29 protein-coding genes are annotated in these 26,110 nt (G+C 34.9%); 17 read left to right on the top strand and 12 right to left on the bottom strand.

Annotated elements, in window-relative coordinates; genetic code table 11:
- The first annotated feature begins 98 nt into the window (after positions 1-98).
- Positions 99-863, top strand: a complete 765-nt coding sequence (locus tag HCN53_RS09125; RefSeq protein ID WP_167342751.1) for an amidohydrolase — start codon at positions 99-101, stop codon at positions 861-863.
- On the opposite strand, the gene HCN53_RS09120 is transcribed toward HCN53_RS09125, so the two are convergent.
- From HCN53_RS09120 to HCN53_RS09100, 5 genes are read right to left on the bottom strand one after another with little or no spacing between them, the layout of a single operon-like run.
- Positions 850-2,448, bottom strand: coding sequence for an Ig-like domain-containing protein (locus HCN53_RS09120; RefSeq protein ID WP_167342750.1), 1,599 nt, complete (start codon positions 2,446-2,448; stop codon positions 850-852). The two genes, HCN53_RS09125 and HCN53_RS09120, sit on opposite strands and share 14 nt — an antisense overlap.
- A 44-nt stretch (positions 2,449-2,492) precedes the next feature.
- Positions 2,493-3,395, bottom strand: a complete 903-nt coding sequence (hemF, locus tag HCN53_RS09115) for an oxygen-dependent coproporphyrinogen oxidase (protein ID WP_167342749.1) — start codon at positions 3,393-3,395, stop codon at positions 2,493-2,495.
- The gene (locus HCN53_RS09110; RefSeq protein ID WP_167342748.1) at positions 3,392-4,189 is read right to left on the bottom strand and encodes an EI24 domain-containing protein; all 798 of its coding nucleotides are present in this window, start codon (positions 4,187-4,189) and stop codon (positions 3,392-3,394) included. The genes hemF and HCN53_RS09110 overlap by 4 nt, the downstream gene beginning before the upstream one ends.
- 2 nt (positions 4,190-4,191) lie before the next feature.
- Positions 4,192-5,214 (bottom strand): uroporphyrinogen decarboxylase, encoded by a 1,023-nt coding sequence (gene hemE / locus HCN53_RS09105; RefSeq protein WP_167342747.1) that lies wholly within the window; start codon positions 5,212-5,214, stop codon positions 4,192-4,194.
- A complete protein-coding gene (locus HCN53_RS09100; protein WP_167342746.1) occupies positions 5,207-5,863 on the bottom strand; it encodes a uroporphyrinogen-III synthase in 657 nt (218 codons plus the stop codon). The genes hemE and HCN53_RS09100 overlap by 8 nt, the downstream gene beginning before the upstream one ends.
- 257 nt (positions 5,864-6,120) lie before the next feature.
- Here HCN53_RS09100 and HCN53_RS09095 point away from each other — a divergent pair, with 257 nt between their 5' ends.
- The 8 genes from HCN53_RS09095 (at position 6,121) to HCN53_RS09060 (ending at position 11,386) form a co-directional block, all read left to right on the top strand.
- Complete coding sequence (locus HCN53_RS09095) at positions 6,121-6,729, top strand: Crp/Fnr family transcriptional regulator (RefSeq protein WP_042276816.1); 609 nt, start codon at positions 6,121-6,123, stop codon at positions 6,727-6,729.
- 22 nt (positions 6,730-6,751) lie between these two features.
- Positions 6,752-7,627, top strand: a complete 876-nt coding sequence (locus HCN53_RS09090; protein ID WP_060523520.1) for a YicC/YloC family endoribonuclease — start codon at positions 6,752-6,754, stop codon at positions 7,625-7,627.
- Positions 7,627-8,223 carry a guanylate kinase gene (gene gmk, locus HCN53_RS09085; protein ID WP_042276822.1) on the top strand — a complete coding sequence of 199 codons (597 nt, stop codon included), beginning with the start codon at positions 7,627-7,629 and terminating at the stop codon, positions 8,221-8,223. Before HCN53_RS09090 ends, gmk begins: the two co-directional genes overlap by 1 nt.
- On the top strand, positions 8,210-8,800 hold the full coding sequence (nadD, locus tag HCN53_RS09080; protein WP_105017880.1) for a nicotinate (nicotinamide) nucleotide adenylyltransferase: 591 nt from the start codon (positions 8,210-8,212) through the stop codon (positions 8,798-8,800). The genes gmk and nadD overlap by 14 nt, the downstream gene beginning before the upstream one ends.
- Before the next feature lie 110 nt (positions 8,801-8,910).
- Positions 8,911-9,789 (top strand): cell division protein FtsX, encoded by an 879-nt coding sequence (locus tag HCN53_RS09075; protein WP_060523521.1) that lies wholly within the window; start codon positions 8,911-8,913, stop codon positions 9,787-9,789.
- A 15-nt stretch (positions 9,790-9,804) separates the two neighbouring features.
- Complete coding sequence (locus HCN53_RS09070) at positions 9,805-10,077, top strand: DUF3098 domain-containing protein (protein WP_042276828.1); 273 nt, start codon at positions 9,805-9,807, stop codon at positions 10,075-10,077.
- Entirely contained in the window at positions 10,077-10,871 is a 795-nt protein-coding gene (uppP, locus tag HCN53_RS09065) for an undecaprenyl-diphosphatase UppP (RefSeq protein WP_167342745.1), read from the top strand. The genes HCN53_RS09070 and uppP overlap by 1 nt, the downstream gene beginning before the upstream one ends.
- Positions 10,872-10,873: 2 nt before the next feature.
- On the top strand, positions 10,874-11,386 hold the full coding sequence (locus HCN53_RS09060) for a DinB family protein (protein ID WP_167342744.1): 513 nt from the start codon (positions 10,874-10,876) through the stop codon (positions 11,384-11,386).
- Positions 11,387-11,448: 62 nt separating this feature from the next.
- Here HCN53_RS09060 and HCN53_RS09055 read toward each other — a convergent pair whose 3' ends face one another.
- Complete coding sequence (locus HCN53_RS09055; protein WP_042276832.1) at positions 11,449-11,670, bottom strand: hypothetical protein; 222 nt, start codon at positions 11,668-11,670, stop codon at positions 11,449-11,451.
- 131 nt (positions 11,671-11,801) lie between these two features.
- On the bottom strand, positions 11,802-13,118 hold the full coding sequence (gene ahcY, locus HCN53_RS09050; protein ID WP_167342743.1) for an adenosylhomocysteinase: 1,317 nt from the start codon (positions 13,116-13,118) through the stop codon (positions 11,802-11,804).
- Between the two features lie 114 nt (positions 13,119-13,232).
- Between ahcY and HCN53_RS09045 the strand changes: the two genes are divergently transcribed.
- Genes HCN53_RS09045 through arfB form a run of 7 tightly spaced genes read left to right on the top strand, consistent with a single transcriptional unit; the run spans position 13,233 to position 17,949 of the window.
- Entirely contained in the window at positions 13,233-13,859 is a 627-nt protein-coding gene (locus HCN53_RS09045) for a 4'-phosphopantetheinyl transferase family protein (protein WP_167342742.1), read from the top strand.
- Positions 13,860-13,862: 3 nt separating this feature from the next.
- Positions 13,863-14,579, top strand: coding sequence for a geranylgeranylglyceryl/heptaprenylglyceryl phosphate synthase (locus HCN53_RS09040; protein ID WP_167342741.1), 717 nt, complete (start codon positions 13,863-13,865; stop codon positions 14,577-14,579).
- Positions 14,580-14,598: 19 nt separating this feature from the next.
- On the top strand, positions 14,599-14,859 hold the full coding sequence (locus HCN53_RS09035; RefSeq protein WP_060525043.1) for a hypothetical protein: 261 nt from the start codon (positions 14,599-14,601) through the stop codon (positions 14,857-14,859).
- The gene (gene pnuC, locus HCN53_RS09030; protein ID WP_167342740.1) at positions 14,859-15,494 is read left to right on the top strand and encodes a nicotinamide riboside transporter PnuC; all 636 of its coding nucleotides are present in this window, start codon (positions 14,859-14,861) and stop codon (positions 15,492-15,494) included. Before HCN53_RS09035 ends, pnuC begins: the two co-directional genes overlap by 1 nt.
- Positions 15,449-16,006 (top strand): AAA family ATPase, encoded by a 558-nt coding sequence (locus HCN53_RS09025; RefSeq protein WP_167342739.1) that lies wholly within the window; start codon positions 15,449-15,451, stop codon positions 16,004-16,006. Before pnuC ends, HCN53_RS09025 begins: the two co-directional genes overlap by 46 nt.
- A gap of 3 nt (positions 16,007-16,009) precedes the next feature.
- The gene (locus HCN53_RS09020) at positions 16,010-17,551 is read left to right on the top strand and encodes a DUF4301 family protein (RefSeq protein WP_167342738.1); all 1,542 of its coding nucleotides are present in this window, start codon (positions 16,010-16,012) and stop codon (positions 17,549-17,551) included.
- Positions 17,551-17,949, top strand: coding sequence for an alternative ribosome rescue aminoacyl-tRNA hydrolase ArfB (gene arfB, locus HCN53_RS09015; RefSeq protein WP_060523530.1), 399 nt, complete (start codon positions 17,551-17,553; stop codon positions 17,947-17,949). The genes HCN53_RS09020 and arfB overlap by 1 nt, the downstream gene beginning before the upstream one ends.
- A 21-nt stretch (positions 17,950-17,970) precedes the next feature.
- Here arfB and HCN53_RS09010 read toward each other — a convergent pair whose 3' ends face one another.
- Together HCN53_RS09010 and HCN53_RS09005 are read right to left on the bottom strand one after the other, a co-directional pair.
- The gene (locus tag HCN53_RS09010; RefSeq protein WP_167342737.1) at positions 17,971-19,260 is read right to left on the bottom strand and encodes an aminopeptidase P family protein; all 1,290 of its coding nucleotides are present in this window, start codon (positions 19,258-19,260) and stop codon (positions 17,971-17,973) included.
- A 239-nt stretch (positions 19,261-19,499) separates the two neighbouring features.
- On the bottom strand, positions 19,500-20,300 hold the full coding sequence (locus HCN53_RS09005; protein ID WP_167342736.1) for a DUF6503 family protein: 801 nt from the start codon (positions 20,298-20,300) through the stop codon (positions 19,500-19,502).
- Between the two features lie 147 nt (positions 20,301-20,447).
- Between HCN53_RS09005 and dusB the strand changes: the two genes are divergently transcribed.
- The gene (gene dusB, locus HCN53_RS09000; RefSeq protein ID WP_167342735.1) at positions 20,448-21,440 is read left to right on the top strand and encodes a tRNA dihydrouridine synthase DusB; all 993 of its coding nucleotides are present in this window, start codon (positions 20,448-20,450) and stop codon (positions 21,438-21,440) included.
- Here dusB and HCN53_RS08995 read toward each other — a convergent pair.
- Genes HCN53_RS08995 through HCN53_RS08985 form a run of 3 tightly spaced genes read right to left on the bottom strand, consistent with a single transcriptional unit; the run spans position 21,425 to position 25,858 of the window.
- Entirely contained in the window at positions 21,425-22,642 is a 1,218-nt protein-coding gene (locus HCN53_RS08995) for an ABC transporter permease (RefSeq protein WP_167342734.1), read from the bottom strand. The two genes, dusB and HCN53_RS08995, sit on opposite strands and share 16 nt — an antisense overlap.
- Positions 22,642-23,037, bottom strand: a complete 396-nt coding sequence (gene rbfA / locus HCN53_RS08990; RefSeq protein WP_042276856.1) for a 30S ribosome-binding factor RbfA — start codon at positions 23,035-23,037, stop codon at positions 22,642-22,644. Before rbfA ends, HCN53_RS08995 begins: the two co-directional genes overlap by 1 nt.
- A 46-nt stretch (positions 23,038-23,083) precedes the next feature.
- Positions 23,084-25,858: a WD40/YVTN/BNR-like repeat-containing protein gene (locus tag HCN53_RS08985; protein ID WP_167342733.1), complete on the bottom strand. Its 2,775-nt coding sequence runs from the start codon at positions 25,856-25,858 to the stop codon at positions 23,084-23,086.
- Between the last annotated feature and the right edge of the window lie 252 nt (positions 25,859-26,110).

Below are 26,110 nucleotides of genomic sequence, written 5' to 3'. Positions count from 1 at the left end.
ATCATGCTAGTTTTTAATAGCCATGAAAGGCAAGGTATCGTACAAAACAATAACGTAATTTTAATGACATCAATTTTATAGGCACTTATTTTTAACGCATGAAAGTATCATTAATCCAAAGTGAACTAGTCTGGGAAAATCCTGTTGAGAATAAAAAGGCTTTTGACACCAAACTGATTGAACTCTATCAAAAAACTGATCTGGTAGTGTTACCCGAGATGTTTACTACTGGTTTCTCTATGAATCCACAAGGTATTGCAAGTAATTACGAAATTTTAAACTACTTAAAAGTGCACGCCTCTAAAGGGAATTTTGCTATTTATGGCAGTGTAATGTACGCTACTGATACTGGATATGTAAATAGAGGAATTTTTATGAATCCCGATGGCGAGCATACATTTTATGATAAACGCCACACGTTTACTCTTGCAGGTGAACACAATGTTTATGATAAAGGAGAAGAGCCTGTGGTTGTTTCATTTAAAAATTGGAAAATCAATCTTCAAATATGTTATGATTTGCGTTTTCCTGTTTATTCTAGAAATACAAGCGACTATGACATATGTATTTATGTGGCTAACTGGCCTGTGCCTAGGGTAAATGCTTGGGATGCACTTTTAAAGGCTAGAGCGATTGAAAATATGTGTTACATAATAGGCGTTAATCGTACAGGAAAAGATGGTACAGGAATGGATTATAACGGACATTCACAGGTTTATGATGTCCTAGGTAAGGAGTTAATTGATGAACATCCTTGGGAGCAAAACGGAATAAAAACAGTTCTTTTAGATAAAAATCATATCTCACATTATAGAGATAAACTGAAGTTTCTACAAGATAGAGATAGGTTTAATTTATTATAACTGTTTGACGTAAGTCCCAGTTTGCCTGAAGTTTTTGTAATTCTGGAAAATACTCGACCTTTTCTGGTTGTTTGTTTTTGAAAAAATCTCCAGAATCATACCTACCATTATCATTGGAATCATAGATTAATCTAATGTAGTAGTTACCTGGATTTAAATAATTGAACTCAAGGGTTGTATTTTCTCTTGCAGTTTGTTGTTCTACAACCTCTAATTTTTCATCAACAATTTCCACTAGTATAGGAAACTCTTTTCCACCAGTCAATGTCACCCAGATGTTACCTAATGAAGAGGATTTGTTTGTATTGTATGTAAAATTAAGCGTGTCGATATTTTTTGCTCCAAAATAATCAGTGATTGCCTCGGGTAACATTTGTAATTTATACTTCTGGTTTTCTTGTGAGTCGATAGCTAATTCCAATTGATTTTTAAACCGGTCTAACTTAAAGTTAGTTTGAACCACGGCACTATCCTTATCAATTAATTTAAAAAGGTTTGTGTTGTAGTCTTCAATAGGAGTAGTAGCTGTAATCAAAATGTTTTTACCTATTCCAAACTTTCCAGACTTGCTTACTACCAGACTGTCTTTTTTCTCTTCTTTGAAGAATACCTTTACCGTATCTGTAAATTGTTTATAATAAGCATTAAATAAAACAGAATCCTTTATTACAGCAGGTTTTTGCCATATTTCAAGAGTATCCTTTTTTGTAAGTTTTGTAATGCGTAAATCACTTATAGGATAATCAGGTAGAGATTTCAGATTAAGACTGTCTAACGGACCTGTATAACCTAAATCCCATCGTTGAGGGTTTTTAAATATGGGTTTTGTAATACTAGGTTCCTGCGCCTGCTTGAATAGTTTAAGTTCATACGTTTGATCGCTAGGAACAGTTATTAAGTCTGAAACAAAACCAATTTTATCACTGCTGGGATCAAATTTTAAATTACGATTATCCTCCTTTAAAGCAACCATTTTATAAGTACCAGCTTTGATATTTTGCATGGTAAATGTTGACAGACTATCCAGTGTGTTAAGAACGTAATTAGGTTTACCTTTTGTGACTACCGTATCTACAAATTCTCCGTTTACTTCATATAGTAAAACGTTCACAAATTTTTCAGATTTGAATTTTAGGGCATCAGTGATTTTTCCTTTTACGGTTAATGAATCTATTACATCTCCGGTGCTAAATACATACCTGAAAAAAGGAAATGGATTTCCTTCATTGTTATCTACAATACTTTGTCCAAAATCCAACACATAAGTGGTATTGTCTTGAAGCGTATCTTTAATTTCAATGGTTAACTTTTTTGAAACTCCACCTTGAGGAGTTATCACAGGTTGGTATTCTAATGGTGGTGATACCACTAGTTGCTTTTGTAAATCTTTTAATTTGATGAACTCATCAAATTCTATTTCTATCACCTGATTATTAAATCTAGTAGAATAATTATCAGGATAGGCCCTTAAAATAACAGGAGCTTCTTCATCTACCGGTCCACCAGTAGGACGACCACGTTTGGCACATGACAATACAGTAATGAGTAAAAGGAAACCGCATAATCTGGCTAACAATGATTTCATGATAAGGAAACGCTTTAGGTAGTACAAAAGTATAAGTTATATATCTATACCCAGTTTTTAGGATTTTGGAGAACCTTTAGTAATTCATGTTCAGGGCTTTCTGGTACAGGATGGTGGTCGTATTTCCATTGAACATGTGGAGGCAAACTCATTAGAATACTTTCTATTCTTCCATTAGTTTTAAGTCCAAACAAGGTTCCTTTATCATGAACTAAATTGAATTCTACATAGCGACCTCGCCTTATTTCTTGCCAGTCTCTATGATTTTGATCATATTCCAGATCTTTACGTTTCTCCACTATTGGCACATAGGCTTCTAAGAAGTGACTGGCTATATCTATTTGAAAAGCATACCAATCTTCCATTGTAAAACTCTCATTTGCTTTACAATAATCATAGAACAATCCTCCTATTCCTCGTGCCTCGTTACGATGACTATTGTGAAAATATTCGTCGCATTTTTTCTTAAAAAGGGTATAGTCTGCAACCTCGTGTCGATCACACACCATTTTACATATTTTGTGGAAATGCGTTGCATCCTCTTCAAATAAGTAATAGGGTGTAAGATCTAATCCACCTCCGAACCAACTGTCGACTATCCTACCTGTTTCATCATACATTTCAAAATATCTAAAATTACAATGCACAGTAGGGACAAAAGGATTTTTAGGATGTAAAACCAAACTTAAACCTGTAGCATAAAAATCAACATCATTGACTTTAAAATAATTTTGCATGGACACTGGCAACGGGCCGTGAACAGCACTTATATTGACACCACCTTTTTCAAAGACAGCGCCGTTTTCAATGACACGTGATCTACCGCCACCACCTTCTTCTCGTTCCCATAAATCCTGCTTGAAAGAGGCTACTCCATCAAGTTTTTCAAGGGTTCCAGATATCGTATCTTGTAATTCTAAAATAAATGAATAGAATTTTTCTTTCATGAAGTTATTTCATTAATAGATTCACTTGTAGGCTCGATGGGAATGAACAGCTGTCGATCTTTCATTTCGTTAAGAGTTAATCTAGAAGCCGCAGTTACTGAAAAAGGCAATACTAGAATAACACCTATAATCGGTATTAATACCATTCCCATAAATACTAAACCATTACCTATAGCAAGGCCTCTACGTTGTTTTACAAATTTGACAGAATCGGCATATTTAAAATGACGCTCTAGTGTATAGTCCATGTTTCCAAACCCAGCATAATAGGCTTGAACGATAAACGCAATGATGGTAAATACAATACCAACTACAGGAATAAAACTCAGTAATAATAAAGGTATAGTTAGTAACAATTCATAACCCAGGTTACGCACATTAATGCGTAAACCACGCCAAAGCTGTTCTAGATTATTAGTATTTCTATGAGGATAAGTATGAGTGTAATTAGGGTAAAGGTGCTTTTCAATACGTTCTGAAACAGGAGACATAAAAGGAGCGCTTAATATCATAACCACATGCTTGTAAAGGATTAAACCAATGATTATTATGATAGCTCCGCTTATCCATTCGGCAATGGTGTGAAAGGTTTGTGAGCCCGTTTCCCATATCCATAATTTATCCATAATATTGGCTAGGTTATCGCTCAACCCATAGGCAGCAAATCCAATTCCTACAAAGAAGAAAAAGCTTATAAGCATGGGTACCAAAAAGAATTGCCAAAGATTAAGCTTACTAATCAAAGCAAATCCATCAGAATAGGCCTTAATACCCTTCCAAACATTTTTAAACATTATTATGCGTATTCTTTAACCGCGTCTACAAATGCTTGTGCATTTTCAACGGGTATATTAGGTAAAATTCCATGACCTAAATTTACTACATATTTGTCTTTACCAAATTCATCAATCATCTCCTTCACCATTTTTTTAATAGTTGCTGGTGGAGATAATAGTCTCGATGGATCAAAGTTTCCTTGTAATGTTATATCGCCACCTGTCAAGTACCTAGCATTTCTTGCACTACAGGTCCAATCTACTCCTAGTGCACTAGCACCACTACGCGACATTTCTTGTAAGGCAAACCAGCATCCTTTACCAAAAACGATCACCTCGGTAAGTGGTTTTAATGCGTCAATTATTTGTTGGATATATTGAAACGAAAATTCTTGATAATCAACCGGCGAAAGCATTCCACCCCATGAATCAAAGACTTGAACAGCATTGACACCATGTTTTACTTTTTCTTTAAGGTAAGCAATGGTAGTATCAGTTATACGTTGCAGTAAATCATGAGCAGCTTCTGGTTGTGTAAAACAAAACTCTTTGGCCTTGTCAAAGTTTTTACTTCCTTGTCCTTGAACACAATAGCATAAAATCGTCCAAGGTGACCCAGCAAATCCAATTAATGGCACTCTGTCATCCAGAACTTTTTTAGTCATGTCGATGGCTTCCATCACGTAACTAAGCGCATCACTCACATCTGGCACCACTACTCTGTCTAGATCCTTAACAGTTCTTATAGGGTCTGGCAGCCATGGTCCTACACCAGCTCTCATTTCTACATCGATATTCATCGCTTGTGGTATAACCAGGATATCAGAAAACAGTATAGCTGCATCGGTACCTAGTTGATCAATAGGCATAACAGTAATTTCGGTAGCCAATTCCGGAGTTTGACATCGTGTGAAAAAATCATATTTTTCTTTAAGCTTCATAAAGTCTGGCAGGTACCTTCCTGCTTGTCTCATCATCCATACTGGTGGACGTTCTACGGTTTCACCTTTAAGAGCTTTAAGAAATAAATCGTTTTTAATCATTTTTGTATGTCTTTAATACTGTTTTAATTACGTGTGCTACACTGGGTTCTTCAGCTACTATTACCGTTTTAAAGAAATTTCTAGCAGCTGTTGCTGTCGTTTCTCCTATACAAATTGCAGTAGAGGTATTTGTTGAGTTCGCTTTCGCGAAAGCGTAAACACCACGAGGACTGTAACACAAAACGACGTCAAAAGTACAACTGAAGCTTTTTTTCACCATTATTGTATCATAGACATAAATCTCGTTATACGATATTTTATTGTCGGTTAAGGTATCGGGAAGCTCATTCCGTCGATGAGGTGATGTTAGATAATCAAACTTAGTATTGTGGTAGTGTGCGCAAATGTGGTGAGCAAGCTCTTTTGCATTATGATGAGTGACAACAACGTTATAACCATTTTCTTGAAGTAAGGATGATGTGTTTATTCCTACACAGTAACAAGAAACTAATTGTGAATCATAATTCTTTTTAAGAAAAGGAATGGCATTTTGTGAGGTAATGATAACATGGTTATTTCTTAAAGAAACTCTAGGTGAAAGCAGTACCTTTTTTAAAGGTTCTAGATCAACGACGTTGTCAAATATATCAAGGAGCTGATTTTTGTGTTCATTAGAAAGGCTTTTTAGAGATAGAATTCTTGATTTCATTGTATGCAAAATAAGTCAAATGTAGGCTTAGACCACTTGAAATCGACAAATTTTGCAAGGTTGAGGTGCTCTTGTCTGAAAAAATTATTTCTTTATTGTGTATTTCGTCGATAATCTATACTCTTTTGTCTACTATATAAAAAAGGTTTAACATATGTTTTCTAGATGAGTATATAAGACATTTTTTTGTCTTTCAAAATAGGTATATTGCAAATGTATGCCTAATAAAAAGTTAATAAACTCCTAATTATTATCATATGGAATTGCCCTCTTTTTTACATGATTTGACAGGTGATGAAGGAAGACCGTCATTAGAGTACGCAAATGAAATCTTCGGATTATTAGAGGTAAAAAAAGTTAAGAAAAGGGACATTTTACTGCATTTAGGTGAAGTGTCCAGTCATATTTATGTAGTTAAAAAAGGCGTACTTAAAGGTAGCATTATTGACGAAAAAGGTGACCTTCATACTGTAAGATTTGTTGCCGATGGTGATGTGATGACCGCGATGTATAGTTTTATTGATCAAAAACCCAGCGATTTACAAATTGAATGTGTAGAAAGCGGTGAGGTTTTATGTTTTCAATATGAAGACTTTGAGTACATGAGTAAACTGTATCCCGGTCTAGAGCCTGCCTTTCACAAAATAATGCTTAAGCGTTATCAATCCATGCTAGATGAAAAATCTAGAATGATTAGTCATGATGCCACTACTAGATATTTGAAGTTTGTAGAACGATATGAGCCTATAGTTCACAGACTACCATTGAAGGAAATCGCATCATTTTTAGGAATTCGCCAGCAATCATTAAGTAGATTACGCAATAAGCTAGAGCAAGATAAGATGACTGAGCAGCATTCTGTTTAGTATCTTTGTCCAAAATTGTTCTATGATTATTTCCATGACCGGTTATGGAAAAGCTGTTACACAGCTTTCTGATAAAAAAATCACAGTAGAGATAAGGACTCTTAACAGCAAAAATCTTGACTTAAACCTACGGATGAGCAATGCTTATCGTGAAACCGAGCTAGATTTACGTAAAAATGCTGCCAAAATTCTAAAACGAGGTAAGGTAGATTTTTCTTTACATGTCGAAGATTCTGGTGCTGCTTCAATTCCTGCTTTGAATATTGAAGTTATAGATACTTACTTAAAGCAATTAGAGCAAATTGAACTAGTTAAAGCAACTTCTACAAATCATAAAATTGACTTACTTAAAGTAATCTCTCAATTTCCTGATATTTTCAAACCTCAAGACGATGATCTTTCTGACGAGGTTAAAGAAACTATTTTCTCAACTGCTCAAGAAGCAATCGAGGCCGTAATGGAGTTTAGAAAATCCGAAGGAAACCAGTTAGAATTTGATTTTAACTCGCGTATATCTACACTTACAAACTTACTTAACGAGGTGATTACAATCGATGAAGAGCGATTGAAAGATGTAAGAGTAAGATTAGAAAAGGCTGTAAAAGAAGTTAAAGAAGAGGTTGATTCTAATAGGTTTGAGCAGGAACTAATTTATTATTTAGAAAAATACGATATCACCGAGGAGAAAGTAAGGCTTAAGAATCATCTTAATTATTTTGTAGAAACAATGAAACAACCAGTTTCTCAAGGTAAAAAGTTAGGTTTTATTTCTCAAGAAATAGGTCGTGAGATTAACACTATTGGTAGCAAGGCAAATCATGCACCTATGCAAAAGCTAGTAGTACAAATGAAAGACGAGCTAGAAAAGATTAAAGAACAACTTCTCAACGTATTATAATGACTACACAACCCAAATTAATAGTGTTTAGCGCGCCTTCTGGAGCTGGAAAAACAACACTTGTGAAGTACTTATTACAACAACCTGAGCTCAATTTGGCCTTTTCAATTAGTGCTGCATCTAGAGAAGCAAGAGGTGAAGAGCAACATGGTAAAGATTATTACTTTCTAGGCATTGAAGAGTTTAAAAACCGTATTAGAAACAAAGAATTTCTTGAATTTGAAGAGGTTTATAAGGATCAGTTTTATGGAACTTTAAAGAAAGAGGTAGAACGTTTATGGGCCTTAGGTAAAAATGTAATTTTTGATATTGATGTGGTTGGTGGATTGCGATTGAAAAGTAAGTATCCAGAACGTTGTCTGGCTGTTTTTGTAAAGCCGCCGTCAATCAACGAGTTGCAAAAGAGGTTAAAAGGTCGTAAAACAGAAAGCCCTGAGAAAATAGCTATGCGAGTGGCTAAAGCCAGTACTGAAATGGCAACAGCGCCTCAATTTGACGTGATCGTTGAAAATAATGACCTTGAAAAAGCAAAGCTCAAAAGTTACAATTTAGTCAAAGAGTTTATTTCACAGTCCATTAAAGATGAAGAAGAATAGAATAGGACTTTATTTTGGTACGTTCAATCCTGTTCACATAGGACATCTTGCTATTGCAAATTATCTGGTAGAATTTGGTGATATTGACCAAGTATGGATGGTAGTTACACCACATAATCCTCATAAAAAGAAACAAAACTTGTTAGATGATTATCAAAGATTACATATGGTTCATCTAGCAACTGAGGAATATGAAAAAATTACAGCAAGCAATGTTGAATTTGGTCTACCACAACCTAATTATACCGTTCATACACTTGCACATCTTACTGAAAAGTATCCTGATAAAGAGTTTGTACTCATTATGGGTGAGGATAACTTGAAAAGTTTACACAAATGGAAAAATTACGAAGTAATATTAGAAGATTATTCAATTATAGTGTATCCTAGAATAGGTGATGGACAGATTCCTGATCGTTTTAAAAACCACCAAAAAATTACCAGGATTGACGCTCCAATTATGGAAATCTCTTCTACCATGATAAGAAATGGAATTAAAGAGGGAAAAGATTTAAGATACTACATGCATCATGATGTCTTTAATTACGTTGATGAGATGCATTTTTATAGAAAATAACTCAATATTGACTCAATGGTTGACGTTAAAATCTTTAGCATTAACTAAATAAAATAAGTATAGGGAAATATTACTTTGTTATTTTTGTTTTAATAAGATTTTTAATCAATATGTCACACCCGTCAAGTTATCAAAAACGCAGATTATTTAGTTCCTATTTTTGGGTGGTGGTAAGTTTGTTTTTGGTACTGTTTTTATTAGGATTACAAGGCTTTTTACTTTTAAACAGTCAGCAACTAGCTAACTATTTTAGGGAACAAATTCCAATGAGTATTTATTTTAAAGATACTGCAAAGGATTTGGAAATGAAACAACTAGAAACTACGTTACAAATGGCTGATTATACAAAAAGTGCTGTTTTTGTAAGTAGTGAAGAAGGTGCAAAGAAAACTCAAGAGAGTTTAGGGGAAAATTTTGTGGAACAATTAGGTGGTTTTAATCCGATACCGAATAGTATTGATATACGATTAAATGCTCAATATGTTACACAGACTGATATAGATACTATTGTAGAAGAATTGTCTTCAAAACCTTATATTCAAGAGATTAGATATGACAAACCACTGGTGTCTTTACTTAATCAGAATGTAAAAAAGATTTCATTTTACATGCTTATCTTGAGTGGTGTTTTTGTTTTAATCGCGTTCTTATTGATTAATTCATCGATTAGATTATCTGTATACGCTAAACGTTTTACCATCAAAACTATGCAAATGGTTGGCGCAACAAAAGGTTTTATTAGAAGGCCATTTATTTGGACTAGCTTAAAGCTAGGTTTAATCGGTGCTGTTTTAGCTCTTGCTGCCTTGTCGGTTGTAGTTTATTACGCAGACCGATTAGTGCCTGAATTAAGTATTCTTGAAAATTATGAGATGCTTGGATTATTGATTGCTGGTGTTATTGGTTTTGGACTATTGATCAGTTTGATAAGCACCTTTTTTGCCACGACCAGATATTTAAATTTAAGAACAGATCAACTCTATTATTAATCAACTATTTCACATATGAATAACGAGCAGAAAGATATAAAAAGCGACGAGCAAAACTTGAAGCCTAAAGTAGAGTTCCTGTTTAAAAAGAAAAATTACTTATGGATGATTATAGGTTTAGTAGTAATTGCTACAGGTTTCATTTTGATGTCTGGAGGCGCTTCTAATGATCCTAATGTTTTTAATGAAGAAATATTCTCATGGAGAAGAATCAGGTTGGCTCCGGCAATTGTTATTCTAGGCTTTGGTATTGAGGTTTATGCTATTTTATTAAACCCAGATAAGTAATGGAATTAGTTGATGCGATTATTCTAGGAGTAATACAAGGTCTTACTGAGTTTCTCCCAGTGTCTTCCAGTGGCCATATAGAGTTAGGAAAAGCAATTTTAGACACGCAAGTACAAGATCCAGATGAAAATTTACTATTTACAGTTCTTGTACATTTTGCAACAGCATTGAGCACTATTATTGTTTTTAGAAAGGACATTTTTGAATTATTTAAAGGCATATTTCAATTTAAATGGAATGAAGAGTTTCAATTTGCTCTTAAAATTGTTTTGTCAATGATTCCTGCGGTGATAGTAGGTTTATTTTTTGAAGAGCAACTAGAGTCCCTTTTTTCAGGTAATGTATTATTAGTAGGCTTTATGCTTATTATTACAGGTTTACTGCTGTTCCTGGCTGGTAAAGCAAGGGATACAAATAAAAATGTTTCTTGGAAAGATGCTGTAATAATTGGAGTTTCTCAGGCAATTGCAATGTTACCTGGAATTTCCCGTAGCGGTGCTACTATTAGTACTAGTGTCCTATTAGGAAACGACAGGACTAAAGCTGCAAGGTTTTCATTTTTAATGGTTGTTCCTTTAATATTTGGGAAAATTGCCAAAGATCTCTTAGGTGGTAAAATAGAATTTCAAGCAGATCAAAATTTATCTTTAATTGCTGGTTTTATAGCTGCGTTTGTAACAGGATGGATTGCATGTAAATGGATGATTAAGTTAGTTAAAAAAGCAAAACTTCATTACTTCTCATATTACTGCTTTGCAGTAGGGCTTATTGCTATAATCGCTCACTTTATATAATTATGAGACTTTTCCTTACAGTACTACTAATAGTAACTACTAACCTAATTATGGCACAACAATCTACAGTAAAAGGTGCTTTTCTTGAAAAATGGAATAATTCAAAAGAATATTTAGTAGAAATAGCTCAATCAATGCCAGAGGAGTTATACAATTATAGACCTACCGAACGAGAGATGACTTTTAAAGGACAATTACTTCATGTAATTGGTAATATGAAATGGTTGAGTACAAGTTACTTTTCAAATGAAAAATTTGAAAGGGAAACCTATGATCCTAACTTAAGTAAGCAGCAGGTCCTAGAGTTGTTAGAAGCAACTTTTGATGAGGTTTACCAAAGAATTGAATCGACTTCAGAGTCTGAATTATCGGTCGAGGTAGATTTCTTTGCGGGTAAAAAATCTAAATTACAAATCTTGAATCTGCTTCAAGATCACGTTACTCATCATAGAGGACAATTGATTGTTTATATTAATATGAAGGGAATAAAACCACCAAGATATGTGGGATGGTAAATAATTTAAAAACGAATAAATAAAAAGCCCAGTTTTTTAAACTGGGCTTTAATATTCTTAGATTACACTTGTATTTTAGGATTAAGTCGCTTCTCGATTTTCTGCTTTTTAGCTGTAAGTTCTTTCATTAATTCCATTAATTCAGGATCCTTAGATTCCTTAAATAAATCATTAACTCCTAGTACAAGCCTTTTAGCTTCTCTCGATGCGTGTACGCGGTCACTTGTTGACATGTTGCTCATCGAGCTGTCTAACCATTCACGAGCTTCTTCAATTATTGTCATACTGCTTCAATCTTTTTAGTGCATTTAGTGAATTGAAAATCAAAACTTAAACACATTAATTTATACATAATATCGCAATGTAACGTATTTAATTTTAATTTTTCAGCTAAAATTTTCTTAATTAAGATAATTTAATATCTGTAATATTCAGGTTTGAATGGACCCTTAACTTCTACACCTATATATTTTGCTTGGTCTTGACGTAGTTCAGTTAATTCTGCACCTATTCTTTGCAAGTGTAATTCAGCTACCTTTTCATCGAGATGTTTCGGTAACATGTAAACCTCATTTTTATAATTTTCACTGTTGTTCCATAACTCGATTTGAGCTAAAGTTTGGTTAGTGAAGGAATTACTCATTACAAAACTAGGGTGACCAGTAGCACAACCTAGGTTTACTAAACGACCTTCTGCAAGTAAAATAATATCCTTACCATCGATAGTATACTTGTCTACCTGTGGTTTGATTTCTACCTTAGTATCTCCGTAATTGTCATTCAAAAAGGCAACATCAATCTCGTTGTCAAAGTGTCCAATATTACAAACGATCACTTTATCACGCATTGCTTTAAAATGCTCACCTCTTACGATGTCTTTGTTTCCAGTAGTAGTTATTACAACATCAGCATTACCAACAACCGATTCTAACTTTTTCACCTCAAAACCATCCATCGCCGCTTGTAAAGCACAAATAGGATCTATTTCGGTCACTGTAACTATTGAACCAGCACCGCGGAATGAAGCAGCAGTACCCTTACCTACATCACCATATCCACAAACCACAACACGCTTTCCAGCTAGCATCGTGTCAGTAGCTCTACGTACGGCGTCAACAGCACTTTCTCTACATCCGTATTTGTTATCAAATTTTGATTTGGTAACAGAGTCATTTACGTTAATAGCAGGCATTACAAGAGTTCCGTTTTTCATACGTTCGTATAAACGATGTACTCCAGTTGTAGTTTCTTCTGAAAGACCTTTGATTCCTTTAGCTAACTCTGGATACTCATCAAAAACCATGTTAGTTAAATCACCACCATCATCTAATATCATGTTAAGTGGTTCACGATCTTCACCAAAGAATAAAGTTTGTTCTATACACCAGTTAAACTCTTCTTCAGTCATACCTTTCCATGCGTATACAGGAATTCCAGCAGCAGCGATTGCAGCAGCAGCATGATCCTGTGTAGAGAAAATGTTACAAGAAGACCAAGTTACATCGGCTCCTAAGGCAACTAAAGTTTCTATAAGAACTGCAGTTTGAATTGTCATGTGTAGACATCCTGCGATGCGAGCTCCTTTCAAAGGTTGCTCCTCTTTATATTCTTCCCTTAACGCCATTAAACCAGGCATTTCTGCCTCAGCTAGTTCAATTTCTAGACGACCGTATTCGGCTAGTGACATGTCCTTTACTTTGTAAGGAACATAAGGTACTTTTGTATCACTCATAATTGTAAAATATTTAAGCTTGTTTGATAAAAACACTGTTTATAATCAGTAATTTACAAGCCTTTATTATTTATTAAATTGCGGCAGCAAAGCTACTAAAAAACTGCCATATTAATGCCTCTTTACAAAACCCTTAACAACAGACACAACACGGTTGTTCATATTTGGAAAATCACAGAAACTGAAGCCCAGTTACGCTCGGGAATTACCCTAAGTGAAAACAGTAAACAACGGTTGTTGACTATGAGCTCAGAGTTACATAGAAGAGGTTTCTTGAGTATACGTCATTTATTACATGTAGCTGGTTATACAGACCTTGATTTGTTCTATGATGATAAAGGTAAACCGCATCTTAATGATGGAAAATTCATCTCAATAACGCACAGTTATGAGTTCACGGCAATAATAGTGAGCGATGCTCCTGTAGGGATTGATATTGAGAAAAAAAGAGAGAAAATTAAACGCATTGCCAAAAAGTTTATCAAATACGAAAACACCTGTGTTTATAATAGTGCACAACAAGTCAAATTACTGACCATCATTTGGGGTGCAAAGGAGTCGATGTACAAATTGTATGGGTCAAAGGGATTGGGATTTAAAGCTCATTGTCAGGTAGAACCTATCGATTTTTCTCATCCTAAGTCACGCTGTAGCATTAATTTTAATGGTGAATCAAGTTATTACGACTTGTTTTATTTGGGTTTTGAGAACTTTATGATGGTTTACGTTATTCCTGCTTAATTTATGGATTGGGTATCTCGCATTAAGTCAGGTAGATCGTTAGCCATTTTAATTGATCCAGAAAAGACTGCTGTTGATTACGCTTTCGCGAAAGCGATATCTAAAAAAGCATTTTCTTTAAAAAAGAAATTGAACCTAAATGAGGTGTTTTTCTTTATAGGAGGTAGCACTATGGAAATTGATCTAGATAAATGGTTAAAGGAATTTAAAGATCTAGTTACGCTACCTGTAATTATTTTTCCTGGATCTCACGAGCAAGTCTCTATTCATTGTGACGCCTTACTGTATTTACAATTCATGAGCAGTCGCAATGCGCAGTACCTCATTGAAGAACAAATTAAAAGTGCACTTTTCATAAAACAACATAACATAGTTACCATCCCTACATCTTATTTACTGATTGATGGAGGAAAGTCTACAGCTGTACAACGTGTTACGAACTCACAACCCTACAAGCAAACAGATATAGAATTAATCACAGCAACAACGGTTGCTGGAGAACTTTTGGGGCACAAACTAGTTTATCTAGAAGCTGGTAGCGGTGCTGTCATACCTGTTGCAGCTGGTATTATTGAAAAAGTAAAGAGTAGTTGTTCACTGCCTATAATAGTAGGTGGAGGATTGCGTGATGTAAGTCAAATTGAACGAGCGTTTACTTCCGGTGCTAGTTTGTGCGTAGTAGGAACTGCGATTGAGGAAAATGTGGAATGGATGGACTAAGTTTGCAATAAAATCAACTATGAAAGTTTCTATAGAATTAACCATGTCCCCTTTACAAGATGGATATGAGCCACTCATAATCGAGTTTATCAAAACCTTGCGTAATTCATCCTTTAAGGTTCTAGAAAACCCACTTTCTACTCAAATTTATGGGGATTATAGACCATTAATGGAATTTTTGACTGATGCTATAGAGACTAGTTTTGATAATCAAGAAGCGGTTCTTGTTTACATGAAACTGGTAAAATCTGATCGTAGTGACTACCAACCTTTCTTTTAATGGAAGTTATTGATTTCTTATTTTCCCAGTATTCTGAGTATTCAAGCACTCACATAGTACTTGAGTTGATAGCTGTTGTGGCTAGCGTTGTAAGTGTGCTTTATTCTTATCGTAACAGCTTTTTAGTGTTTCCTTTTGGGATTGTAAGCACTGCCATATTTACCTACTTGTTAGTAAACTGGAATTTATTGGGAGATGCGGTTATAAACTTGTACTATTTAATTATGAGTATATACGGTTGGTATCTTTGGATTAAAGGAGGGAAGAATAACAAAGAACTTCAAATCTCTTTGACATCAAAACAGCAATGGATTAGAGCTATTACAATCTCAATATTCGCGGCATTGTGTATCTATATTCTATATGTATCTACAAATCGTATGGAAAATGTAGTATCCTACATTGACATGGTAACGACAGGATTGTTTTTTGCAGGAATGTGGTTGATGGCAAAAAGGAAGTTAGAGCATTGGTTAGTTCTAGGCATAGGTAATTTTATCTCAATACCTTTATATTTTTATAAGGGTTACACTTTTAGTGCATTTTTATACCTATTTTTATTGATAATGGCTGTGGCTGGATTTTATGCATGGAAGAAATACCTAAACAACTCAATTATCAAGGCAAGCGTATAGTACTTTATGGTCCAGAGAGTACAGGAAAAAGTACTATCGCTCGAGAACTAGCGCTTCATTACAATTCAATTTCCATCCCAGAATTTGCAAGAGAATATTTGCAAAGAAAGTGGGATGAGTCAAAACACGTTTGCACATTACAGGATCTTAAACCTATTGCAGTAGGTCAAAGAAATCTTGAGAATCAGGCAACATTAAAGGGATCTGATTATGTTTTTTGTGATACAGACATCTTAGAAACCTATGTTTATAGTTTAGCTTATTTTAATCAAGTTCCATTGTCGATTGAAAAGGCTATTCATGAATCTCATTATGATTTGTATTTATTGATGGATGTGGATATTAGTTGGGTTAAGGATGATTTAAGGGACAAACCAGAAGAGCGAGAAGAAATGTTTCATAAATTTGAAGCCGCTTTACAAACATTTAATAAGCCCTATAAACGTATTTCAGGAAAGGGATCTGAAAGATTAAAAAATGCTATCGCTGCTATAGATTCTTTATCTATTTAACAAATGAATTATACTGACTACCAAATACAACAGCTAAAAGAAAAAGGTATTTCCATAGATCAAGTTAATGAACAAATTGATCGATTTAGAAAGGGATTTCCTAAATTAGATTTAGACAGGCCTGCTACTTTAAATGATGGGATTAATAAACACAATGATCAGGAGCAAGCAGAGTATATATATAAATATGAACAACTAGGCGAGAACCTTGAAAAGGTGAATTTTATTCCTGCTAGTGGTGCTGCAACTAGAATGTTTAAATTTCTCCATGAATTTTTACACTCTTACAATCCTGAAGAAATAAGCCTAAATGCTTATATTAATAAAACTAAGAGCGACCAGTTATTCACCTTTCTTGTCGCCCTTGAAAAATTCCCTTTTTACCGAGATATTGAACAGCAACTAAAGGCTCAAAACCCAATTTATGAAGGGTTGAAAAAGTATCAACAACAATTGGAATTCATAAAATTTCTTTTGTCTGAGAATGGTGCAAATTATGCAAGTAAACCCAAAGGTTTAATCCCATTTCATGATTATGGTAGCTATGTACGTACAGCTTTTGAAGAACACTTAAGCGAGACAGCTGGTTACGCAAGTGTTAATGATCAGGTTAAACTCCATTTTACGGTATCACCTAATCACCACAAGGACTTTTTAGATGAATTAGAAGCTATTAAGGATCACATTGAAAGAAGAGTTCAAAAGAAGCTTGTAGTAGATTTTTCGTTTCAAGATACAGCTACCGATACAGTTGCAGTAAATTTAAATAACCAGCCCATACTTGATGATAAAGGTGGTTTGTTCTTTAGACCAGCTGGGCATGGAGCATTATTAAAAAATCTGAATGCAATTGATGCCGATCTTATTTTTATTAAAAACATTGATAATGTCACTACAACAGCAATGCATCAAGAATCTGCATATTTTAAAAAATACCTTGCAGGTATAGCAGTCACATACAAGAAACAAATAGATTCCTATTTAAATCAATTATTAAATGGAACTATTACTGATATTTCACATATTGTAGATTTTCTAGAAAGCTCAATAGGAACGGCTTTACCTAAGGATTTTTTAAAGTATTCCTTCCAAAATCAGATAGAAACCCTGATAGATTGTTTAAACAGACCATTAAGAGTGTGCGGTATGGTTAAAAATGAAGGAGAACCAGGTGGTGGTCCGTTTTGGGTAAAATCTAGTTACGGAATTAATTTACAAATTGTGGAAAGCGCACAGGTGAATAAAGAAAATGAGAAACAAAAAAACATTGCTAAAGAATGTACTCATTTTAATCCAGTTGATATAGTTTGCTGTGTACGTGATTATAAAGGAGATAAATTTGATCTACAAAAATATTGTGATCCAGAAATGGGTTTTATTACCCTAAAATCTAGGTTTGGTTTTAAGCTTAAAGCACAAGAGCTTCCTGGATTATGGAATGGCTCAATGGCTTATTGGAATACCATTTTTGTAGAGGTTCCGGTTTCTACTTTTAATCCAGTTAAAACTGTTAATGATTTACTCAAACCAGCGCACCTTAGGTAATGAATGTTGAACAAATTAAAAACGAGGTAACATTTAAAGCTGTTGCAAGTAGTGGTCCTGGTGGTCAACACGCTAATAAAGTGGCAACAAAGGTTCAATTAGAGTTTGATGTTATTAATAGTTACGCTTTCGCGGAAGCGGAAAAACAAACTATCTTAGAAAACCTAAAAAGTCAGCTTACTCAACAAGGCAGCATCAAAATAAGCTGTCAAGAATCTAGAAGTCAAGCTAAAAATAAAGAGCTTGTCCTTAAAAAATTAATCAATTTGCTCGCTGGCGCAAGTCAAAGAAAAAAGAAGCGTAAGAAGACAGCTATTCCTAAAATTGCTAAGTTAAAAAGACTGAGAGCAAAGAAATTGAACAGTGAAAAAAAACAAAACCGAAAGTTTAAATATTAGACTTTCGGTTTTTTAATTATATTAATTCATTAGTTCTTCAATTTCTTCAACTTCAATAGGTATGTTTTCCATTAAATTAATCGGTTCTCCGCTTTCTTGGATAACGACGTCGTCTTCTAATCTTATTCCAAATCCTTCTTCTGGTAAATATATTCCAGGTTCTACGGTAAATACATTTCCTGCTTGCATAGGTTCCCATAGAATACCGTAATCATGAGTATCTAACCCTATGTGGTGCGATGTACCATGCATGAAATACTTTTTGTAGGCAGGCCATTCAGGGTTTTCGTTCTGTACATCGGCCTTATCTAATAATCCTAGATCAATTAATTCACTCGTCATCAATTTTCCCACCTCAACGTGATATTCTTTCCACATTGTTCCAGGTACGAGCATTTTTGTAGCTTCATTTTTAACCTTTAAAACAGCATTATACACTTGTTTTTGACGTTTAGTAAACGTTCCATTTACAGGAATGGTTCTAGACATGTCACTAGAGTAATTTGCATAACTAGCTCCTACATCCATAAGTATTAATTCACCATCCTTACATTGATTATTATTTTCAATATAATGAAGAACATTTGCATTATTGCCACTAGCGATAATAGGTGTGTAGGCAAATCCGTCACTGCGTGATTTTATAAATTCATGAAGGTATTCTGCCTCTATTTCATATTCCCAAACTCCTGGTTTTACAAAATCTAATACACGACGGAAACCAGCATTTGTAATGTCACAAGCGTGTTTTAATAGATCAATTTCAATAGGATCTTTTATAGCTCTCAATCTCTGTAAAATAGGATTACTTTTAGCATAATTGTGAGCAGGGAATTGAGATTTACATTTTTTGATAAATCTATCTTCACGTGTTTCCATTTCCACTGCTTGACGATAGTGTTCGTTTGTATTAAAATAAACCGTATCACACATAGTCATCATTTCAAAAAACTTTTTATCGAAGTCTTTAAGCCAAAAAACACTTGTAATACCGGTTATTTCAGTAGCTTTTTCTTTAGTTAATTTTTCTCCTTCCCAAATAGCTATGTGCTCATTGGTCTCGGTCACAAAAAGTACTTCCCTTAAATTAGGGTCTGGACAATCAGGAAAAAGTACCAAAATAGTGTCTTCTTGATCAGCCCCAGAAAGGTAAAAGATGTCTCTATGTTGTTTGAAAGGCATGGTGCTGTCTGCACCTGTTTTGAAAATATCGTTTGAATTAAAAACAGCTAGGCTTGATGGTTTCATCATCCCCATAAAGTTTTTGCGGTTTTTAATGAATAATTGTGGATTAATTGGGTTGTATTTCATAGTCCAGTTTGATTTTTTACTGCATAAGCAAGTCAAGCAAAGATATCATTAGTCTAAAGAAAAAGAAAGCTGGCTAGTAGCCAGCTTTCTTTATTTTCTAAGTCTTCTTTTCTTTTTATTCTTCATGTATGTAACTACTAAAAGAACGATAATAAGAATACATATTCCTAAAATAAAATATCTAATTCCTTCCATAATGTATTGAGTTAGTTTACTCTATGAAAGGTACGTCATTTTTTTTAGTCAACATAAATGCCATTTTCTGGTTTTTTGAACATACCATTATCCATTGGGGCATTGTCTACGTCAATTTTTTCAAAAACACGGGCATCACCTCTAGGAGTATCTGGTTTCCCATCTTTTACGGTGTACCATTGTAATTTTACAGGTAGTAGTAACCCGTTTACTTCATTCCAGTCTTCATATTTAATAAAGCTATAATTGTTGGACTCTTCATTTTTACCATAGGTCACAGTATAAGCTAACCACTTCATTTCATAGCTAGAAGGATCGTAATAGAGAATATAATTGTCGTCAGGTGCATCACCTATTCCTTCATTATAACTTATTTTGATACCTGGGAAAGTTTCATTCTTATAAGTTAGAGAATCTGCTGGCGAATAATTAATACCATCGTCAGATAATACAAATGGCATGGCATAGAAATAAAACATAAGGTTGTGATAGAATCTAGCCCTACCTGGATCAAAATAAGTACTATCTTGTGCGATCCATACTTTACCATCATTACCGCCTATCATATAGTTGTCTGTTTCCAGTAGTATGTTTCGACTTTGTAGGTCTGTTACAGTAGACTGCTCATTTAATTGATACGTCATGCTACGCATGCTTTTCCAAGTTTCTAATCCGCCATGTGCTTTAAAAACCTTAATGAGTTCTTCTGGATAGGCAGAATAGTCTACTTTGGGCATTTGATTTTCTACTGTAGAAACTTTTTCCTGAGTTTCCACTTTTTGCGCTTCGTTTTTACAGCTTATAGCTACAAGAAGAATGGCCACGATTGATAAAATTTGTTTCATGAGCGAAAATTAATCTCATCTGTTGAAGCTATATGTTAGAATAACTATAAAACATATCACAAATTTATAACAGATAAAAAAATACAAGTATTACGGATACTTAAACCTAATTAACGGTAGTTTTAAAATACATAGTACCTTTGCAGTATGCCTAAAATTGGAGATATACAATTACCAGATTTTCCTCTTCTTCTTGCCCCTATGGAAGACGTGAGTGATCCGCCTTTTAGAGCCTTGTGCAAAGAAAATGGCGCCGATGTCGTTTACACAGAATTTATTTCTAGTGAAGGATTGATACGAGATGCCGCAAAAAGTACAATGAAACTTGATATTTACGAGGCTGAACGTCCTGTGGGAATTCAAATCTTTGGAGCTAATCTAGATTCAATGCTCAAGAGTGTTGAAATAGTTGAACAAACTAAACCGGATATTATCGATATCAACTTCGGCTGTCCTGTTAAAAAAGTAGTTTCTAAAGGAGCCGGTGCTGGTATATTAAAAGATATCGATTTAATGGTATCACTAACCGAGGCTATGGTAAAACACACCAAGCTTCCTATAACGGTAAAAACAAGATTAGGTTGGGATCATGATTCCATTAAAATTGTTGAAGTTGCTGAGCGTTTACAAGATGTAGGTATTAAGGCAATCTCCATTCATGGACGTACCAGAGCGCAAATGTATAAGGGTAATGCAGACTGGGAACCTATCGCTCAAGTTAAAAATAATCCTAGAATGCATATTCCGGTATTTGGAAACGGTGATGTAAATACTCCAGAACGCGCCATGGAAATGCGTGATCAATATGGTCTTGATGGAGCGATGATTGGTCGAGCAAGTATAGGCTATCCTTGGTTTTTTAGAGAAGTAAAGCACTATTTTGAACATGCAACTCACATGGCAAAACCTACCATGGAAGAACGTGTTAAAGTTGCTAGACGTCACCTAGAAATGTCTATTGCCTGGAAAGGTGAGCACTTGGGAGTTTTTGAAACTAGAAGACATTATACTAATTACTTTAAAGGTATTCCTAACTTCAAAGAATATCGCATGAAGATGGTAACCAGCGACGATGCTCAAGGAGTATATGATGCGCTAGACGAGGTGTTGGATAAATTTGGTGATTATAGTTTTGCCTGAGAAAGTAAGCGATCATTAATACGTCTGGACCCTACGTAGCTGGCAATTATTCCTAAAATGGCTATAGTTCCAAATGCTACTACAATATTTTCCCATCGCATAGCTACTGGATAAGGTAACTGTGGAGCTATGTAAATTAATTTGTATTCCAGCTGCGAATAAACAACAGCAACACCAATTAATAATCCTAAGACACCACCAGTAATTGTCATCAAGCTACCTTGAATAAAGAATATCCTGCGTAATTCGTGCACGCTCGCACCTAAATCGAGTAAAGTTTTTAGGTTTTGCTTTTTGTCCAATATCATCATGATAATAGCACCTATCACATTGAACAAGGCGATAATTAGTACTAAAGTAAAAATAAGGTAGACCGCAAGATTTTCAGAATTCAACATTTTATACAAAGCATCATTCAGCTGGAACTTATTCTTTACTACTACGCTGTCTCCATACATATCCTTAATCAATTCACGAGCTTCATTTTCACTTTCGTAAGAACTTAGTTTTATTTCAACGGCACTAGCCATAGAATCGGGCATGTTTAGTAACTTTTGTGCCGCTTCATATCGCATAAACACGTATTTATTATCTAGATTTTCATTGATGCTAAAGGTACCTGTGGCAATAGCATCTAGTGTGTTGAATGAACTCTGAATGTTTAAAGCGGTAATGGCTCCTTTACCAGGTTTGGGCACCATGATTTGTAAAAATTCACTGTAGTCATTGACACTTAAAGATAGGTCTGATGCTATAGCTTGTCCGGCTACAATTTGAGCATTACTTTTTCCTAACCAAGAGCCGTAATATAGAATAGAATCTATTTTCACCATATCAATGTATTCATCGGGAACACCTTTGATATAGGCGATATCGTTTTTATCTTGATAATTTAAAAAAGCCTTTTCCTCTATTACGGGACAAACTAATTGGATCGAGGGATGATTTTCTAGAGCTCGCTTTCGCGAAAGCGGAATTTCAACAACTTTACCATTACTGGGGAAAATAGACAAGTCCGGATCAAAATAACTTGAAAACTGGGTACTAAAATCCTTTAAACCTGAAAACCCTGACAACACAATAAATAGTGATGCAGATCCAACTACAGTAATTATAAAACTAAGTATATTGATAATGTTAATGGCGTTTTTACCATTTTTTGATATCAAATACCGTCTTGCAATAAAGGAGGATAGAGACACTATAGTTTTTTACGTCTAGGAAGAGTGTCAGGTTGTTCAATAGGATTGTTCTCGCCTTTGAGTTCTCTCTCTAATTGCTCCATGTACTCTAGGGAATCATCATTAAAAAATTGTAGTTCGGGCATACGTCGCATTTGATGTCTAACCTTTGATGCAACTTCATGCCTTATGCTACTTCCTAATTCTTTTATTTCTTTTACCACAGTTTCTGCCTTGTCTGCTGGGAACACAGATAAAAACACTTTAGCATATCCTAAATCGGGAGTTACTTGCACTTTTGTTACTGAAACGATGAGGTTCTTAACCGCATTCTTTCTCATGATATTCTGTATGACCTGTGTAAGGTCCTCTTGTAGAATACCAGCTATCTTCTTCTGTCTGTTCGTTTCTTGCATAATGCAAAATTAGTAAATTCCTTTATAGCAGCCGTATAGTTATAGATTACTTAACGACAAGAGTTTCTTTACTACTACCACTATTACCTGACAGGTGAACTGTGTAAGTGCCTTTAGGTAAGTAGGTCACACCATTTTGAGCAGGATCAGGGCGATCTTCTTTTTTAAATGCCTTAAGCCCAGCTTTACTTATACTACCGTCGTAGGTATAAAAATTCAATCCTTGATCACTAGTAAAAGCGGTCTCATAGATAGTTTTACCAGCTTCGTTTTTTACTTCTAGATTAACTTTTCCAGCAGTAGGGTTGAAGTATGAAATTTGGATTTTTGGAGTTGGTCCATTGCTCCATAAGAATCCACGACTGCCGTACCTTCTAGAGAATCTTAGATCCTCAATAGATGCCATTTTAAACTCTGTACCTACAAGGTCTAGAGCATTTAAATTTGCTAAGTAAATAGATCTACCATGAGTTCCTATAAGTAAATCATTTGTTTGTGGTTGTATTTTTATATCATGAACTGCAACTGGTGGCATACCACCTGATAACAATGTCCAAGTATTACCTTGGTCTAAACTTGCATAAGTTGCATTATCAGTTCCTATGAACAAGTAGTTTTCTTTCATAGGGTGCTCTGTTATAACATTAACTGGCGACCCAGGTATCGAAGTGGCTAATCGTTCCCATGTTTTACCATAATCCTCACTTTTATATACATAAGATTGAAAATCGTCCCAACGATATCCATTAAGAGTAACGTATACTCTTGATTTTTTATGTGAACTTGCTGTTACACGACTTACCCATAGGTCATTAGGCCATGGACCGTCTAATTGCTCCCAATTGCTACCTCCATTTTTCGTAAGTTGTACAAGTCCATCATCTGTACCTGCGTAAATAAGTCCAAATTCAAACTTTGATTCACTTATAGTTGTTATTGTGCCGTAAGCTACGTTACCTGGCTTACCACCTTTAGTAAGATCTGGCGAAATAGCTGTCCACGTGTCTCCTTGATCTAGACTGCGCATTAATTTGTTGCCTCCTAAATATAAAATATCTTGATTATGAGAGGATAAAAGAATAGGAGTTTGCCAATTAAATCTATAAGGACTTTCTCCTAACTTATGTTTAGGCTGGATGTAAGTGCGATCACCGTTTTCTCTATTAAGTCTAAAGTAATTTCCAAATTGGAAACCTGTGTAAACGATATTACTATTTCTATTGTCAATTTGAATTTGCATACCATCACCGCCCATTATACTTTCCCAAGGATACTGACCTGATTGATGCCAAGCTCTATTTTCACGAGCAGTGTGTGATCCTACCCATACACCGTTATCCTGTAAACCACCGTAAACATGATAAGGCTCTTCTAGGTCATAATTAATAGCATAAAATTGACCTACACTAGGTGTATTGTTTTTGATCCAGGTTTCACCGTTGTCGTAAGAAATGTTTACACCACCATCATTACCATTTATAAGGTGGCCTTGCTTGTTAGGGTTTACCCATAGAGCATGGTGATCTGCATGAACATTTTCACGTGATATGTTTTTAAAGGTTTTCCCACCATCGTTTGAGGTAATTATGGGAACACCCATTATATAAACTTCATTGATGTCTCTAGGATTTACTCTTACTTGGGCAAAGTAATAACCGTAGCTATAGAAAACATCATCAATTTGTCCTTCATGTGTTTTGTACCATGTTTTTCCTGCATCATCGCTACGATACAGCTCGGCACCTTTAACAGGTGTGTCAAAAAGTTGGCTATTTGCGTCTTCTAGATATAGTGCAACGTCAGCCGGCGTTGCTTCACCTTTTTGTATCAGGTTTTTAACGCTTTCTGCTCTATACTTCTCTTGAAATCCATTCTCCTTCAAAAAAGCATTGAGTACTTTATTATCAAGTTTTAAGAAATCATCGGTTGACATTGACTTAAAGTCCTCTTTATTGATTTTTTTTGAGTTCGCTTTCGCGGAAGCGTTATCTCCATCTTTCTTATCTCTTCTAAATTGTGAATCGTGAATAGCGTATAATGTGTTCTCATCAAATACAGAAAGGCCTATACGTCCTACTCCTATTCCAGTAGGGAATCCACTATTTACTGTCGATATTTTAGTCCAGGTAAGGCCGGCATCCTCACTTTTGTAAATCGCGCTTCCATTACCAGCGCCATCAAAATTCCATGCTTTACGATCCTTTTCCCAACTAGTAGCGTATTGGGTATTAAAGTTATTTGGATCATGAGCTAGATCAATAAAACCAGTCTTATCATCAATGTATAGCGTTTTATTCCAGGTTTTACCGCCATCCATGGAACTGTACATTCCTCTTTCTTCACTTAAAGAATATAATGGACCTGTAACAGCAACCACAACATTGTTCGGATTATCAGGGTTAATTATAATGCGACCTATGTGTTGACTATTTTTGAGCATGGGTGTACTCCATGTTTTTCCCCAATCGGATGATTTAATAATTCCTACACCAGCATAGCTGCTTCTACTAGCGTTGTTTTCTCCGGTGCCGGCCCATATGGTTTTATTTTTCCAGTCGACAGCGATATCGCCTAAGTTTATGGTAATGGCATTGTCCATTATAGGAGAGAAACTAGTACCATTGTTTGTAGTATGCCATAAACCACCACTTGCATAGGCTACAAGAAACTCGGTTGGGTCTTGTGGATTCACATCAATATCCACTACACGTCCAGACATAACAGTAGGACCAATGTTTTTAAATTCTAGGTTGGTAAGATTTTGCGCAAAAAGCAAAGTGGAAGAAAGGAAAAAAATGAGGACTGTTAATGTGCAGCGCATAGTGTTTTATTTAATGTGGTTCAAGATAAAACGAAATTCACTTTTTTTCATCTCGTTTACCATTGCTTTCTGGTTTTAGGTAATTATTAACAATTCTTACAGCTTTTGACTACGTAAGTAGTGAAATAATTTTTCTCTAATAAAAACGGCGGTTTTGTGGAAATTAATTAATGTATTAGTTAAATATAAACAAGAAAGTATATAAATGGTTTGAAGTATTGTGTTTTTAATCTTACTAAAAGGTGTTTTCAT

It is taken from the genome of Nonlabens sp. SY33080 (assembly GCF_011784885.1).
Lineage (GTDB): Bacteria > Bacteroidota > Bacteroidia > Flavobacteriales > Flavobacteriaceae > Nonlabens > Nonlabens tegetincola.
Note: the sequence above shows the minus strand (reverse complement) of the source record. Positions and strands in the feature narration are given on the sequence as shown.

What these genes read in the sequence shown, in the direction of transcription:
- gmk (WP_042276822.1), top strand. Translation starts at nt 7,627, where the DNA reads ATGACTACACAACCCAAATTAATAGTGTTTAGCGCGCCTTCTGGAGCT.
- HCN53_RS09005 (WP_167342736.1), bottom strand. Translation starts at nt 20,300, where the DNA reads ATGAAACAAATTTTATCAATCGTGGCCATTCTTCTTGTAGCTATAAGC.
- HCN53_RS09020 (WP_167342738.1), top strand. Translation starts at nt 16,010, where the DNA reads ATGAATTATACTGACTACCAAATACAACAGCTAAAAGAAAAAGGTATT.
- nadD (WP_105017880.1), top strand. Translation starts at nt 8,210, where the DNA reads ATGAAGAAGAATAGAATAGGACTTTATTTTGGTACGTTCAATCCTGTT.
- HCN53_RS09070 (WP_042276828.1), top strand. Translation starts at nt 9,805, where the DNA reads ATGAATAACGAGCAGAAAGATATAAAAAGCGACGAGCAAAACTTGAAG.
- HCN53_RS09075 (WP_060523521.1), top strand. Translation starts at nt 8,911, where the DNA reads ATGTCACACCCGTCAAGTTATCAAAAACGCAGATTATTTAGTTCCTAT.
- HCN53_RS09060 (WP_167342744.1), top strand. Translation starts at nt 10,874, where the DNA reads ATGAGACTTTTCCTTACAGTACTACTAATAGTAACTACTAACCTAATT.
- HCN53_RS09010 (WP_167342737.1), bottom strand. Translation starts at nt 19,260, where the DNA reads ATGAAATACAACCCAATTAATCCACAATTATTCATTAAAAACCGCAAA.
- HCN53_RS09110 (WP_167342748.1), bottom strand. Translation starts at nt 4,189, where the DNA reads ATGTTTAAAAATGTTTGGAAGGGTATTAAGGCCTATTCTGATGGATTT.
- HCN53_RS09055 (WP_042276832.1), bottom strand. Translation starts at nt 11,670, where the DNA reads ATGACAATAATTGAAGAAGCTCGTGAATGGTTAGACAGCTCGATGAGC.
- HCN53_RS09025 (WP_167342739.1), top strand. Translation starts at nt 15,449, where the DNA reads ATGGAAGAAATACCTAAACAACTCAATTATCAAGGCAAGCGTATAGTA.
- uppP (WP_167342745.1), top strand. Translation starts at nt 10,077, where the DNA reads ATGGAATTAGTTGATGCGATTATTCTAGGAGTAATACAAGGTCTTACT.
- HCN53_RS09095 (WP_042276816.1), top strand. Translation starts at nt 6,121, where the DNA reads ATGGAATTGCCCTCTTTTTTACATGATTTGACAGGTGATGAAGGAAGA.
- hemF (WP_167342749.1), bottom strand. Translation starts at nt 3,395, where the DNA reads ATGAAAGAAAAATTCTATTCATTTATTTTAGAATTACAAGATACGATA.
- HCN53_RS09100 (WP_167342746.1), bottom strand. Translation starts at nt 5,863, where the DNA reads ATGAAATCAAGAATTCTATCTCTAAAAAGCCTTTCTAATGAACACAAA.
- pnuC (WP_167342740.1), top strand. Translation starts at nt 14,859, where the DNA reads ATGGAAGTTATTGATTTCTTATTTTCCCAGTATTCTGAGTATTCAAGC.
- arfB (WP_060523530.1), top strand. Translation starts at nt 17,551, where the DNA reads ATGAATGTTGAACAAATTAAAAACGAGGTAACATTTAAAGCTGTTGCA.
- hemE (WP_167342747.1), bottom strand. Translation starts at nt 5,214, where the DNA reads ATGATTAAAAACGATTTATTTCTTAAAGCTCTTAAAGGTGAAACCGTA.
- HCN53_RS09040 (WP_167342741.1), top strand. Translation starts at nt 13,863, where the DNA reads ATGGATTGGGTATCTCGCATTAAGTCAGGTAGATCGTTAGCCATTTTA.
- HCN53_RS09045 (WP_167342742.1), top strand. Translation starts at nt 13,233, where the DNA reads ATGCCTCTTTACAAAACCCTTAACAACAGACACAACACGGTTGTTCAT.
- HCN53_RS09035 (WP_060525043.1), top strand. Translation starts at nt 14,599, where the DNA reads ATGAAAGTTTCTATAGAATTAACCATGTCCCCTTTACAAGATGGATAT.
- rbfA (WP_042276856.1), bottom strand. Translation starts at nt 23,037, where the DNA reads ATGCAAGAAACGAACAGACAGAAGAAGATAGCTGGTATTCTACAAGAG.
- HCN53_RS09090 (WP_060523520.1), top strand. Translation starts at nt 6,752, where the DNA reads ATGATTATTTCCATGACCGGTTATGGAAAAGCTGTTACACAGCTTTCT.
- HCN53_RS09120 (WP_167342750.1), bottom strand. Translation starts at nt 2,448, where the DNA reads ATGAAATCATTGTTAGCCAGATTATGCGGTTTCCTTTTACTCATTACT.
- HCN53_RS09125 (WP_167342751.1), top strand. Translation starts at nt 99, where the DNA reads ATGAAAGTATCATTAATCCAAAGTGAACTAGTCTGGGAAAATCCTGTT.
- dusB (WP_167342735.1), top strand. Translation starts at nt 20,448, where the DNA reads ATGCCTAAAATTGGAGATATACAATTACCAGATTTTCCTCTTCTTCTT.
- HCN53_RS08985 (WP_167342733.1), bottom strand. Translation starts at nt 25,858, where the DNA reads ATGCGCTGCACATTAACAGTCCTCATTTTTTTCCTTTCTTCCACTTTG.
- ahcY (WP_167342743.1), bottom strand. Translation starts at nt 13,118, where the DNA reads ATGAGTGATACAAAAGTACCTTATGTTCCTTACAAAGTAAAGGACATG.